Here is a 12,744-nt window from a genome sequence, read left to right on the forward strand (position 1 = left end):
GGCGCTTGCGAAGGTGTTTTCTCCGTAACTGAGCGTGACGACGACACTCGGGCGACCCGAGGGTACCCGAGGCGATCGGGAGGGACTGGCTAGGCTTCCATGTCGTCGTGGGTGACGACGCGGATCAGCTCGACGCTGCCGTCGGGCTTCTGCCAGAAGTGCATCCGGCGCGCGGCGGGCGTGTTCTGCTCGATCGACACGCGCATGCAACGGGCGCCGTCCCAGCGCAGCAGGTGCGGGTCGGCAGGCCCGGCACCCTGCCGCAGCGCGTGCAGGTGGCGGCCCTGCAGGGTCTTGACCCGTCCGGTGAGCACGTCGACGGATGCCTTGAACGCCTTCGCGAGCTGGCCGTCGTCGAGCCCGCTCAGGGAATCCGCGAACCGGTCGGACAGGCCGTAGCTGTGCGGAAGCGGCCATTCCTCGCGGTCGGATTCCGGGACCCGGTCGACCCAGGCGAGGGCGATCTCGTGGCGGACCCAGCTGGTGGCGTCCTCCCAGAGGGCGCGGCGGGACTCGTACTCGCTGTTCGCGACGGGGGCGACGACGGTGCGGCGGGACTCGCGCAGCATCCGCTTCTGGGTGCGCTGCTCGTCGCGGAGTTCGGCGACGGTGTGGCGCAGAGTGCCGAGTTCGACGAGCGCGTCGCGGAGCCTGCAGCTGCGCGGAGCGGGCCTGCTCGCGCAGGCGGGCCAGGTCGGACTCCGTGCTTCCGGCCTCGACGAGTTGCGCCTCGAGCCGGGTGATCTTCGCCTTCGCCTCGGCGAGGGAGAGCTGGGTGGACTGCAGGGCAGACACCGACGTCGGCGCGCACGGCGCCGGAGTCGGGCCGACGCGGAACGGGATCGCGCCGGGCAAACCGGCGGTTGCGGGCGTGGGCCGGCGCACGGCGTGCACGCGGCCGGGCCCGGGGAACGGCCGCGGCACGATCGGCCGGGGAGCGGCGAGGTCGGCGGGCGAGGGCCGCACGGCGTTAGCACCGGCGAGAGCGTCCGGACCGACCTCGCCGTGCAGGTCGTCCTGGGAGAGGGCGGCGCCGGCCGCGCGAACGAACCCGGCAAGGCCCTTCGCGGACATGGCCGGGTCGAAGACGAGGTCGTCGCCGCTTCCCGTGTCGTCGTCCTCGACGAGTGGGAGCAGCGGTCGGTTCTCGCGCAGCCAGGGCGGCCCGTTGAGCACGGCGGCGAGCGGCGGCAACACCGGCTCGTCGTCGTCGACGTCACTGAGCACGAGGTGCAGGGCGCCACTCGGCAGGTGCATGACCCGCGCCGCGACGACGTCGCCCTCGGACAGCAGGGTGTCGACGAGGTCGCGCGGGTTGGCCGAGATGTCGGCACGTGTGATCGTGAACGAGAGGTGCGGGTGCAGGGCGAGCACGGCCTTCTGCGAGCTGACCTTCTGTACCAGGGCGAGGGTGACGCTCCCGTGCGGGTAACGACGGGCGATCACCTCGGTGGTCGGCGGTTTGAGCTCGACGTTCAGCCGGTGGGTCGGGGCGTCGAGGGCGCCCTGGATGCGCTGACCCGGGGAGAGGGTCCAGTCCAGGGGCACCGGCGGGTAGGTGAGTTCCTGCCAGATGGTCGCCATGCCGCCGCCGTCGAGCTCGACGAGAGCGCGGGAACCGTGCAGCATGAACCCCTTGACGGTGCCGGTGACGGTGATGACGGATGCCGGGGCGAGCGCGAAGAGACCGGCGTGGTGGGCGTGTGCGAGGGCATCCGTGACGAGTTGGTCTGTCGCGTGCTGGGGGTCGCCGTGCGTGAAGCGCAGGCGGGACCTCGCGAGGTCGGCGAAGGGGTTCGGCCCGGTCGGGTATGACCGTCCGGCGCTGCCATAGACCTGGAATTGGGCGGGGAGCAGGTCGCCGAGCTGCCGGGTGAGTTCACCGGTCTGCACGAGGAAAACGCGCGCGACGTCGCCGATCTGGGTGGCGAGCTGGTCGATGCCGATCTCGGGGACGGCCGTTCCGAACGGCGAGGAGACGACGACCCAGGGTCGATCACGGGCGGGGTCGTGAAGGCCGATCGCAAGCTGCTGCACCGCGGAGCTACTCTCAACGCGGGTATACACGGCTTACTCCTCCCCGGGCCCGTGGATAGGCCGTGGGAACAAGGCTACGCCAGTATTCTAGACGGATTGCTCCATTCGTTAAGTTATGGGGTGTATATGAAGCATTGTGTGCGGGTTGCCTACCTGTGACACGCGGTGTGACGCAGGATGCACCGCGAACTGGGGGCGGCGCGGGCGGCGAGCCGGTCTCCGATGCAGGGTGCGGACCCGCGGAGGTGCCGAGTCAGCGACCGACGCCAGAAAAAGCGCTGACCAGGACGATGCCGAGGTTCGACACCAGGTAGATGGAGAGTCCGAGCCCGACGACGACCTCGAGGGGGGCGAGCACGAGACGCTGCAGCCGTGCCGAGCGCATCTGGTTGTCGAGCACGGTGAAACGCTCCATCAGGCCGTCGCCCGTGCCGACCGGTACGGTTTCCGCCCAGCTCGCGGGGTCGTCGAGCAGGGCGATCACCTGGAACCGTTCGAGCGGTGCGAGCACGCGCGGGAGGGCCGTGAGCCACGATACGAGGTCGGCGGCGTCGAGCACGGTGACCGCGTTCTCCGGGCCGCCGCGGGCGACGCCCTTCGGCCCGACGAAGGCGAGCACGGGGTGGATCGGGACGGCGAAGTCGAGGTAGGCCCGCAGGAGCGTGTCAATCCGTTCGCCCTCGAAGGCGGCGTGTTCGAGGTAGGGCACAGCCCGGTCCCCGACGGTGACGTCGTCGCCGACGACCCGCACCGGCAAGCCGCGGTGTTGCTTGGTATTGATGGTGACGACGCCGCCGGGACCGACGACGACGTGGTCGATGTCCCAGCCGTTCACTCCGACGGGAAGCCCGTGGAAGACGGCCCACTCCGGCGGCAACTGGGCGAGCAGTGCGCCGACGGCGAGTTCGCCCTGCGCGCCGCGGTACCAGCCGAGGGCATTGCCGCCGAGCGGGGACCTGCCGAGGAAGCGGGCGAGACGGGTGCGATGCGGGTGCGCGCCCTGCTGGCGGAGCAGTTTGTCGATGATGGCCTGAGCGGCGAACCGGCGGCGCATGCCCTCGTTCTCAACGCGACCGTCGTCAATGCTGCCCGGATCGATTGTGCTTTTGTCGACCATATGATTGCTCCCCCGGACTGATACTAGCGAGCCGCGGCATCCGCTGCCCCACCCCGTTTGTGCAGCTGACCCCCGCTCTAGGGTGAGCCCGCTCTAGTCGTGCTTCTGGACGAAGTCGATGGCGAGGTCGGCGACCTCCTCCCAGCCGTGGTCGATCGTGAGCGAATGGCCGCGATTCGGCACCTCGACGATCTCGGTCAGCCCCGGGTTCTTTTTCTGCTGCTTGTAGATCGCGTTCGAGATCGCAAGCGGCACGGTGTTGTCGTTGTCCCCCGCGATGATGAGCAGCGGTCCGCGCTCGGGGTTCTTCGTGTCGACCCGCGCCTCGGTGAACGGGTTGAGGTTGGCGGTCGCAGCCTGGAACAGCGGCACGCCCGATGCGGCGACATGGTACGTGTCGTAGAGCGCTCGGGCCTCGTCGGTGTCGAGGGCGTTGGCCCAGCCGTAGCTGAACTGCTCGAAGGTGAGCGAGACGGCCCGGCCGGCGTTGGCCGGGTTGAGCAACACCGGCGACGCCGACTTGAGGGCGGATGCCGGCAGCGGCAACACGCCCCGGAACGGTGCGGAGTCGATTGCCACGGTTGCCGCGGAGACACCCTCACCGGCCAGGCGCTGGGCGATCAGCCCGCCGAAGGAGTGCCCGACGATCGCGGGTGTGATCTCGAGGTCGTTGATGGCGTCGAGGTAGTGGTCGGTGACCTGGGCGATCATCTTGTGGGCGAAGACCTCGGGGTCGCGCTTGGCTTCCTCGATGCTCTCGGGGTCGTCGGGCCAGCCGGGGGCGATCGTCGTGTAGCCGGCTGCCTCGAAGCGGCCGCGCCAGCGGTCCCAGCTGCTCGAGAGCAGCCACAGGCCGTGCACGAACACGACTGGACGCAGGCCCGACTCGTTCGCTCGGTCGACCTCGGCTCGTTCCGGTGCGGTCAGTGCGTCCATGTCAACTCCGTTTCGGGTTCTGGCGAGTTCACGCGGCGGATGCCGGGTGATCTGGGCACGATAACCGCACCCGTCGCGGTCGTCTAGGCCGCAGGCATCCGCGGGCGCGTCGTGCAGCGGATGCGCCGGCTCGGCGATCAGAGACGGTCGTCTCGGCGGTCAGCTTGGCGGTCAGCTTGGCGGCAACCGGCGACGATGGCCGCCGTCCTCCGGTCGCGGGCGGCAGTCAGCGACGGCGTTCGGCGACGGCGGTCAGCTCGGCGGGCGGGAGTCAGCGACGGCGGTCAGCGACGGCAGTCAGCTCGGCGGGCGGCGGCGGGCGATCACGGCGCGGAGCACCAGGACGACGACGGCCAGCGGGGCGAAAACGATCAGGAGTCGTTGGGAGAACCCGCCGAGGCTCGCGGACATGCCGGACTCGGGCGGCACGCCGCTCAGGCCGAATCGCAGCAGCAACACGCCGATGGCTCCGAGCGCCACCGCGAAAAATGTGGTGAGCAAGAGCGTCCGCAGGTCGGGCTCCCGCGCGGCCGCGACGCCGGGCCACCCAGAGCCTGAAGGACCTCGAAAACCACGAAGGACCCCGCAAACGGCAGGACGACGCTCAGCAGCACGACCGCGAAATACGCCGCGAAGACGAAGAGCGGTTGGGCGGGCAGGGCGTACGGCGGGTCGGCGGCGGGCGCGGTCAGTGCGTGCGCGGCCAAAGCGTGGGCGGCCAACGCGTGGGCGGTCATCGCGGGCGCGGCCAACGCGGGCGCCGTCAGCGCCAGCGTGATGAGTGCGTGCGAGATCCGTACGGTTGTCCAGCTCACGTGACTCCCCGGGCCGGTCTCGGGCGGCTCGGCGCTCCCAACGTAGCAAGCGGGACGCAATTCAGCGTCCCCCCAGATCGGGACGCTCGCGAACCATGAGTCCTTCCTCGAAGGGAGCGCCGAGCGTAGCCCCGTGAGGTGTCGCAAATCGACCTTCGTGGGGCGCTGGAACCTCGATGTGCGACACCTCACGACCTCGATGTGCGACACCTCACGAAAGGGACGGTGCCGGGAACGGCCGATCGGAGCACACTGGGGGGATGGTTCGCAAACAGGCGGTGGTGCGCGGGATCGTGCAGGCGGTGGGGTTCCGGTACTACGCGCAGGTCGAGGCGCGGCGCCTCGGGCTGGCGGGATTCGTGCGCAACCACAGGGATGGCTCGGTCGAGGTGCAGGTGGAGGGGCCGGCGGCATCCGTCGACCGGATGCTCGACTGGCTGCGACGCGGGCCGCCCTCTGCGCAGGTCGACACCGTACACGTGGAGGACCTGCCGGATCGCGGCGACGACGGCTTTCGGATCGAGTGACCTGACCGCTGGCGTAGCGTGGAAGCATGTGCGCGCGTGCAGATCGTCCCGCCCGCACCGACGACCCGACCGGGTCGCTCGCCGCGGTTCTCCCGGCGCGCCCGGACAAAGCGCGGCTCTCCCTGAGGCGCTCCGCGCGGCGCAACGCGGATCTCTCGCCGGGTCGCTCCCCGCGGCGGCAGATCGTCGGGATTCTGCGGCTCGTGCTGGCCGGCGCCGAGGTGCTCGCGCTGCTGGGGTACTTCGGCTACATCCTCGGGTTCAAGAGCTTCATTGTCTACAATTACTTCAGCTATTTCACCGTGCAGAGTGCCATCGCCGCGGTGGGCGTCTTCATCGCCGCGGGGATCGTCGCCCTGCGCCGGGAGGTCGACCCGCCCTGGCTCGACTGGATCCGGCTGCTCGTCACGACCTACATGATCGTCTCGGGCATCGTGTTCCTCGCCATCGTGATCCAGTCCTCGTCGCGGGCCTACACGATGGAGGTGCCGTGGTCGACGCAGCTGCTGCACTTCTGGATCCCCGGGATCGCGCTCGTCGACTGGCTCACCGATACCGGCAAGGCCCGGCTCCCGTGGACGACGCTCGCCTGGGTCATGCTGGTCCCGAGCGTCTGGGGCGCGTTCACCCTGATCCGGGGCGCCCTCGTGCGCTGGTATCCCTACTTCTTCCTCGACCCGAAGCAGGTCAGCGGCCCCCTCGAAACCGTGCTGTACTGCATCGTCGCCGTCGCGCTCTTCACCGGGATCGCAGCACTGCTGACGTGGTCGTCCCGCGGCTGGCGGGGCCTCACGCCCCCACTCCCGCCCCTCCCCACGGCATAACTCCTGCAAATTTCTGGCGGGCCGGAAAGTCGCCCGTGTCTCCGGGGGTGCCGAGGTCGGCGGCCGGAATGTGCAGGAGTGATGCCGGGTGCGGGACGAGCGCGGTCACGCGTGCGGGGCGGGTTAGAGCGGGATGAAGGTGTATTCGACGGTGAGGTGTTCGCTGCGGCAGGCGCCGCAGTAGAGCACACCGGAGTGCTGCATCGCGATCACCCGCGGAGAGCACTGCACGACCTTCGGGCCGCAGCACGGCGAGATGACCATGTATGCACCCGGCGCGGTCGGCTGGTGACCACTCAGGCCGCGGCCATGGTGGGAACCCTCGCAGGCAAGGTCGGAATCGAAGTCGAGCAGGCTGTCCAGCTCTTGGTCCAGCAGTGTTTCCATGAGGCACGATCAATCACGCGGTCAAACAGGGGACGAGAAGTCGCGACTGTGGCCGGGGCACCCGAGCGGCGACCGCACTGGAGTGGCCGACGGCACGAAATGTGTACATTGTTGGGCATAACCACCGCTGTACGCAACCCGCCCGAGAGGCGGCCATCGGCAACGTCTACCCGGGAACGACTAAACCTTGGGGGAGCTGCACAACGGCGGACCGCACCTGCATGAAATCCCGGCACGCCCCGGAGATTTTCAGCGACTAGACATTGGGCAAAGTCTACACCGTTTGATGAGAAATACTCGGGATTGACTTTATGGGTTTGTTCCGGGCCCGAAGCGGGGTTCCTGAGGCGTCGGTTCGTGGCCGCAGCGCGAGCTACGCGGGCGGTGCTATCCGGCGGGCGTCGGGGTCGGGCTCGGCGTCGGGGGTACGTAGAACGGCGTCAGCCCGCGCAGTGCGGCGGCGAGCACCGTGGAGTCGTCGACCCCCGCGAGCCGGAGCGCCGTGTCCCCGGCGACGAGTCCGACCAGCACGGGTTCCCCGGTGAGGGGCATCATGTTGATCCAGACCCGGAAGTCCTCGTCCCCGCCGACCGTGGTCCAGAGCGGGGCCGTCGTGCTCCAGAACGGCTCGTCGAACTGCAGCCAGACCTTGTCGAGGGTGCCCATGCCGATGTCGGCGATCGCACCACGGTGTGCGAACGGCAGTGCGGGGTCGAATTCGAGCACCCCGGACTTGAGCACCCCGAGCGGAACCGTGACGATGACCCGGTCGGCGGAGAGCGACTCCCCCGTGCCCAGGCGCAGGCTCACCCCGGTGTCCCTGTATGCAAGTTTGGTCACGACGCTCGAGTCGAGAAGGTCGATCCCCTCGGCCGCCTTGGTCAGCAGGCCGGCATACCCGCCGAGCACGATCCGCTCGTCGTTCGCGCCGGCGTCCGCGCTCGTGTACCAGCCCGACTGCTGGTCAATGGATGCACCCGCGTCGATATCGAGAACGGTCGCGACCCGGAACGCGAGCCAGTCGGCGTCGGAAACGCCGTTGGCGGCATCCGTTGTGGACAATGTGCTCGCGCCCGAGCCATCGAGCGCCCCGTGCACGGACATGTCGCTGGCCTGGTTCGTGGCCCAGGCGAGCGCGGTTGCGACGGCCTTCTCGCCGGTGTCGGGCACCGCGACGACGATTCCGGCGTCGGTGCGGGTCTCGCTCGCGGTCGGGAAGGGGGCGGTCGCGATGCCGAGGCGGGTGAACTCCTCGTCGAGGGACGTGGTGCCACTGTGGCTCACGAAGGAGGGGCCGAGTTCGACCGGGAAGGGCCACTTCTTGTCGCTGACGGTGTCGATGCGGCCGCCGATGCGGTCGCGGGCCTCAACGAGGACGACGTCGAAGCCGGCGTCCTTGAGGATGCGCGCGGCGCTGAGCCCGGCGATGCCCGCGCCGATCACGGCGATGCGTTCGCCGGGCTTTGCGACGGCAATGATCTCGCGGGCCGCGCGGAGGCCGCTGTCGCGACCGCCCTGCACGGTTCCGGGAGCGTCGGTCGAGGTCGCCTCACCGGCGAAGAAGACCCGGTCGAGCACGGGCTGGGCGAGCGCGGTGCGCTGCTCGGGCGTGGAGTCGACGGCGGCGAAGCTGTACGAACCGCGGGCGAAGGGGTCCGCCGACCATGAGGTGCGACGCATCTGCGCGGGTTTCGGCACGGGCGAGACGGTGGGCGTCGGTCCGGGGGCCGACGTGGGGGGGTGGCGGATGCGCTCGGCCGCGGGGCCGGGGACACGCACGCGGTGAGAACGAGGGTCGAGAGACCGGTGACGCCGATGAGGAAGGTGCGACGTTTCATGGCGTTCCGCGCGTCGGGTGTCACTCACGTCCTCCTCTCCGAACGAAGCCGGTACCTTCCAAACTACCGCAGGGGTCGGTTCCGACGGTCGTGTGCCGCCGCCGCGCCGGTTTCGGCGGGCCGCTACAGCCGTTTCGGGCGCGGCGTGCGGAAACCGGCGCGGGCGCGAGCGCAGGCTGCGGAAACGGGCGCGGGCGTCGGGTCTGCGGTCAGGCGCGGAGTTCGGGCGGGAGCAGGAAGCCGTCGTCGAGGAGTTCGCGCACGCGCGGGAGGAGTTCGGCGGTGAGGTCGCGCTCGGAGACCTCGAGCAGGCTCGGCGAGCGCGCCGGCGATCGCGCCGACCGCGAGTTCGCCGTCGCAGGCCCCGATCAGCGCGGCGAGCGCGGTGTCGAGCGACACCGACCGGCCGAATCCGCTGCCCTGGTGCAGGGTGAGCAGGGTCGGGTCTTCCTGGCCTGGCCAGAAGTGGCGCTCTTCGGTGACGTCGGAGGCAACGGTCAGGGTCGCGTAGACCAGGTCGTCATCCGGGAGGGCCGCGTGCCAGTCGTGGGCGGCGAGGCAGGCGGCGAGGTGGCTGCCGATTCCGTCGGGGTTGTGGCCGAGGCCGCCGTGCAGGCGTTCGAGGGCGCCGCAGCCGGGGTATCGACGCGGGCCGGTCGGCGTCCGGGCGGCGGAGCAGCAGGTACCCGAAGCCCACCTGCGTCACGCCCCGGGCCGCGAAGTCGTCGAGCCAGGCATCGTAGAGGCGGTCGAAGTCGGCCGTACCCGGCCGGGTGCCCCCGTCACGAATCCACGTCTCGGCGTAGAGCTCGGGCGACTGCACCTCGCGCTCGATGATCCAGGCGTCGAGTGCCGGCGCGGCCCCTGACGAATTCGACGGAGATGTGCCCTCAGCAGGGGCCGAAAACGGCTTCCCCGGTGTCTTTTCGGCAAAATCTCCGTCGAATTGGTTCGGGTCGACGGGGGCAGGGGCGGGCTCGAGCCAGCCGGCGAGACGGTCGAAGGCGTCCTGGCCGGCGCGGTACTCCCAGTTGCCGAGGAGCTGGGCGACGCCGGTCGGGGTGAGGTGCCCGGCGGCTCCGCGCACGACGGACTCGACGAGGGCGTCGCCGACGAGGCCGCCGTCTCGGTACTCGTAGCTCGGCACGCCCTCTGCACGCGGGGTGATCACGAAGGGCGGGTTGGAGATGATGTGGTCGAAGCGCTCCCCCGCGACCGGTTCGAACAGGCTGCCGAGCCGGAATTCGATGTTCGTCACGCCGTTGAGGGCCGCGTTGAGGGCGGCGAACTCGAGCGCACGCACGGAGATGTCGGTCGCGACGACGTGACGGGCGTGGCGGGAGGCGTGCAGGGCCTGGATCCCGCAGCCGGTGCCGAGGTCGAGCGCGGTGTCGACCTGGTTCGGCAGCAGCAGTCCGCTCAGGGTGAGGGATGCCCCACCGACGCCGAGCACATGGCTCTCGCCGAGCGCGTGGCCGAGTACGAGCTCGCCCAGGTCGGAGGTGATCCACCAGCTGCCGGCCCCGTGGGCGTCCACGAAGCTGTACGGGCGGAGTTCGACGAGCGGGCGGAGCAGGGTGTTCTCGACGGTGGGTGCATCGTCGAAGAGGACTTCGGCAGTGGCGTCGTCGCCGCGCTCGTCGTCGTCGCCGACCCGGGCGACGAGCCCGAGCGTGACGGCACCGGCAGCACCGAGGCTCGGGAGCGCCGCCGACAGGGCGCCGCGGGTCACCGGAAGTCCGAGCACGAAGAGCTGCGCGAGGGTCGCCGAGGGTTCGTCGCGACCGAGCCTGCCACGGAGGGCCGCGAGGGCCCGCAGGGCGGGGACCCGCTGGTTGCGACGGAGCGCGGCATCCGCTTCGGGGCCCCAGAGTCCGCTCAGGGTCGCGACGGAATAGTGCGCCGCCTCGAGGTCTGCCCGGAGGAGGGGAATGAGGACGAGGCTCTGAGCGGGGAGGGCGGCGGGATTCGGTGCAGGGATCACTCCCCCATTCAACTGCACTGCGCCGTTCGTCTGGGCTCCGTGGCCGACCGGCGCCGCACGGTCATCGGCACTGTGCCCGTCAGCGCCGCTCCTCCGCCACGCTGTTGCCCCCGTCGACGACGATCGTCTGGCCGGTGACGTACGACGCACCGGGTGAAGCCAGCCACGCAATGGCGGATGCGACCTCAGCGGCCGTTCCGCTGCGTCCGGCCGGGACGAGCGCGCCTTCGGTGGCCTCGCTCGGCAGCTGGGAACCGGTCTCGATCCAGCCGGGAGCAACCGCGTTCGCGGTGATGCCGAGCCAGGCCTCGTCCACGGCGAGCGCGCGCGTCAGGCCGGCGAGGCCCGCCTTGGCCGTTGCGTATGCGAGATCGCCGCGGGCCGCCATCACCGGGCCGGTCACGCTCGAGACGGTGACGATGCGCCCCCATCCGGCCTCCCGCATGAACTCGATCACGGTGCGGGTGGCATGGAAGGCCGTCGAGAGGTTGATCGCGAGGCTCCGCTCCCACTCGTCGGCCGGGGTGCTGGTGATATCGCCCTGCAGCATCTCGGGGTCCCCGACGGCGATCATGCCGGCGTTGTTCACCAGGATCGTGGGGGTCAGCCGGGACGCGGCAAGCCCGGCGGCGAGCACGGCGGCACCGGCCTCCGTGTCGAGGGTGCACACGATACCCGTCGCCGGGATTCCGAGACGGACGAGTTCGCGGGCGCGGTCGTGGGCGCGCTCCGTCGTGGCGGTGACCACAACCCGGGCGCCGAGCTCGCCCAGCATCCGTGCGGCGGCGAAGCCGATGCCGCTCGGACTTCCCGCCCCGGTGATGAGGGCGGTGCGGCCGCTGAGGTTCCAGGCAGCGGGGATGCCGGTCGGCACGAGCGTGGGGAGGGGCGGGTCGACGATCGGCAGGGTCATGGCGTCATGCTAGCGCCGCCGCGGGGAATGCCGGGCGGTGTGTGCGGCCGGATCGGATTGAGTTGCGGACAAAACACGTTCCCCGGCCGCGCGAAGGTGTCTTCTCCGCAACTCAGCGCGAGGCCTCGCCGACGAGGGCGTTCACGGGCACGGAATCCCGGGGAATGGCCTCGAACTGCCGGGTGACAAGCCGCGGGGTGACCATCCGGTAGCGCGGCGAAGTGGAATCGGGCGCGTGGGACACCCGCCCCTCGAATTCGCCGGTGAGCAACTCGAGCACGCCTGCCGCGACCTCGTCGACGGGCTGGTCGACGCTCGAGAGCCCGATGGCCGCCGCGATGGGCGTGTTGTCATACCCCGTGACCGGCACCCGGGTCGGGTTGGCGATCATCGCCCCGAGGGCGAGCGCGTCGCTCGCACACAGCACCGCGTCGATGCCGCCGGCCGTGCGAGCGAGCTGCTGCATGGCCGCCGCACCCTGGTCGACCCCGTCGGTCGTGATCACCTCGAGGCAGGCGAGCTCCTCCGCGGAGACGTCACCCCGCTCGAGCATGGCCTCGTGCCAGCCGCGGCGGCGGTCGTCCCCGGTTCCGGACGGGCTCGGCCAGCCGATGTAGGCGATCCGCCGCGCGCCCGCGTCCTGCTGGGCCCGCGTCGCAGCGTAAAGGCCCGCGTGACCGTCGACATCGACCCAGAGATGGCTCGGGTCAGTGAAATCGCTCCCCTGCCAGGGCCGGCCGAACGTCACGAACGAGATGCCCTGTTCGAGCAGCCAGGCGGTGCGCGGGTCGTCGGCGGTCGTCGACGTCAACACGAAACCGTCGACATCCGCCCCGTCGTTCAGGCGGCGGAACTGGTCGATCTCGTCCTCGGGGCTCGTCGCGGTGAACAGGAGCACGCGCAGCCCGCGGGCGTCGGCCTGCTCGGTCAGGGCGTGCAGGAACCGGTCGAGCACCGAGCCGGAGATGCCGTCGATCATCGGGTCGAGGCGGATGCCGATCGTCGAGCCTGCGCCGGGTGCGCAGCCGCCTGGCCGAAGCATGCGGGCGGTAGCCGAGCGCAGTGATGGCCGCCTCGACCCGGGCGCGCGTGTCCGGCTTCACGATCCCCGGGGTGTTCATCACATTGGAGACGGTCTGCCGGGACACCCCGGCCACGCGTGCCACGTCGGTCACGGTGGGGAACTCACCCATGATGCCTCCCTCCCGGTTGCGCCACGAGCACAGGCTTCGTGCGTGGAACGATAAAAACAGACTAGCGCGTGGATTGGATCACAAAATTGGATCGATCAAAGAAAAAGTTTGATCGATCAAATGAAACCGGCTATCGTCGTTCTCACACAAGCAAACGCGCACTGCGGCGCGAC

At 70.2% G+C, this 12,744-nt stretch carries 14 protein-coding genes and 1 pseudogene; 4 read left to right on the forward strand and 11 right to left on the reverse strand.

Features of this window, described 5'->3' with window-relative positions; genetic code table 11:
* Positions 1 to 89: 89 nt before the first annotated feature.
* Complete coding sequence (locus KIV56_RS06680; protein WP_281535634.1) at positions 90 to 569, reverse strand: hypothetical protein; 480 nt, start codon at positions 567 to 569, stop codon at positions 90 to 92.
* Between the two features lie 436 nt (positions 570 to 1,005).
* Between KIV56_RS06680 and KIV56_RS06685 the strand changes: the two genes are divergently transcribed.
* Both KIV56_RS06685 and KIV56_RS06690 read left to right on the forward strand, forming a co-directional pair.
* Positions 1,006 to 1,815, forward strand: coding sequence for a hypothetical protein (locus tag KIV56_RS06685; RefSeq protein WP_281535635.1), 810 nt, complete (start codon positions 1,006 to 1,008; stop codon positions 1,813 to 1,815).
* Positions 1,816 to 1,842: 27 nt separating this feature from the next.
* Positions 1,843 to 2,196: a hypothetical protein gene (locus KIV56_RS06690; protein WP_281535636.1), complete on the forward strand. Its 354-nt coding sequence runs from the start codon at positions 1,843 to 1,845 to the stop codon at positions 2,194 to 2,196.
* Positions 2,197 to 2,290: 94 nt separating this feature from the next.
* On the opposite strand, the gene KIV56_RS06695 is transcribed toward KIV56_RS06690, so the two are convergent.
* From KIV56_RS06695 to KIV56_RS06705, 3 genes are all read right to left on the reverse strand, one after another.
* A complete protein-coding gene (locus KIV56_RS06695; RefSeq protein WP_281535637.1) occupies positions 2,291 to 3,154 on the reverse strand; it encodes a nuclease-related domain-containing protein in 864 nt (287 codons plus the stop codon).
* 93 nt (positions 3,155 to 3,247) lie between these two features.
* Positions 3,248 to 4,090: an alpha/beta hydrolase gene (locus KIV56_RS06700; protein WP_281535638.1), complete on the reverse strand. Its 843-nt coding sequence runs from the start codon at positions 4,088 to 4,090 to the stop codon at positions 3,248 to 3,250.
* Positions 4,091 to 4,387: 297 nt separating this feature from the next.
* Positions 4,388 to 4,591, reverse strand: coding sequence for a hypothetical protein (locus tag KIV56_RS06705; RefSeq protein WP_281535639.1), 204 nt, complete (start codon positions 4,589 to 4,591; stop codon positions 4,388 to 4,390).
* A 574-nt stretch (positions 4,592 to 5,165) separates the two neighbouring features.
* Between KIV56_RS06705 and KIV56_RS06710 the strand changes: the two genes are divergently transcribed.
* Positions 5,166 to 5,432: an acylphosphatase gene (locus KIV56_RS06710; protein ID WP_281535640.1), complete on the forward strand. Its 267-nt coding sequence runs from the start codon at positions 5,166 to 5,168 to the stop codon at positions 5,430 to 5,432.
* A gap of 26 nt (positions 5,433 to 5,458) precedes the next feature.
* A complete protein-coding gene (locus KIV56_RS06715) occupies positions 5,459 to 6,256 on the forward strand; it encodes a Pr6Pr family membrane protein (RefSeq protein ID WP_281535641.1) in 798 nt (265 codons plus the stop codon).
* 123 nt (positions 6,257 to 6,379) lie between these two features.
* Here the strand turns inward: KIV56_RS06715 and KIV56_RS06720 are convergent, their stop codons facing one another.
* The 7 genes and pseudogenes from KIV56_RS06720 to KIV56_RS19545 form a co-directional block, all read right to left on the reverse strand.
* Positions 6,380 to 6,643: a hypothetical protein gene (locus KIV56_RS06720; protein ID WP_281535642.1), complete on the reverse strand. Its 264-nt coding sequence runs from the start codon at positions 6,641 to 6,643 to the stop codon at positions 6,380 to 6,382.
* A 387-nt stretch (positions 6,644 to 7,030) separates the two neighbouring features.
* The gene (locus tag KIV56_RS06725; protein ID WP_348648487.1) at positions 7,031 to 8,509 is read right to left on the reverse strand and encodes a flavin monoamine oxidase family protein; all 1,479 of its coding nucleotides are present in this window, start codon (positions 8,507 to 8,509) and stop codon (positions 7,031 to 7,033) included.
* 95 nt (positions 8,510 to 8,604) lie between these two features.
* Positions 8,605 to 8,880, reverse strand: a complete 276-nt coding sequence (locus KIV56_RS20270) for a hypothetical protein (protein WP_432432611.1) — start codon at positions 8,878 to 8,880, stop codon at positions 8,605 to 8,607.
* A 121-nt stretch (positions 8,881 to 9,001) separates the two neighbouring features.
* Positions 9,002 to 10,465, reverse strand: a complete 1,464-nt coding sequence (locus KIV56_RS06730) for a DUF7059 domain-containing protein (protein ID WP_432432612.1) — start codon at positions 10,463 to 10,465, stop codon at positions 9,002 to 9,004.
* Between the two features lie 79 nt (positions 10,466 to 10,544).
* Complete coding sequence (locus KIV56_RS06735; protein WP_281535644.1) at positions 10,545 to 11,378, reverse strand: SDR family NAD(P)-dependent oxidoreductase; 834 nt, start codon at positions 11,376 to 11,378, stop codon at positions 10,545 to 10,547.
* A 112-nt stretch (positions 11,379 to 11,490) separates the two neighbouring features.
* The gene (locus KIV56_RS06740) at positions 11,491 to 12,420 is read right to left on the reverse strand and encodes a substrate-binding domain-containing protein (protein WP_281535645.1); all 930 of its coding nucleotides are present in this window, start codon (positions 12,418 to 12,420) and stop codon (positions 11,491 to 11,493) included.
* A 61-nt stretch (positions 12,421 to 12,481) separates the two neighbouring features.
* Positions 12,482 to 12,571: pseudogene (locus KIV56_RS19545) on the reverse strand (LacI family DNA-binding transcriptional regulator); the annotation flags it as partial.
* Between the last annotated feature and the right edge of the window lie 173 nt (positions 12,572 to 12,744).

The sequence above is a fragment of the Cryobacterium breve genome (assembly GCF_027594785.1).
Lineage (GTDB): Bacteria > Actinomycetota > Actinomycetes > Actinomycetales > Microbacteriaceae > Cryobacterium > Cryobacterium breve_A.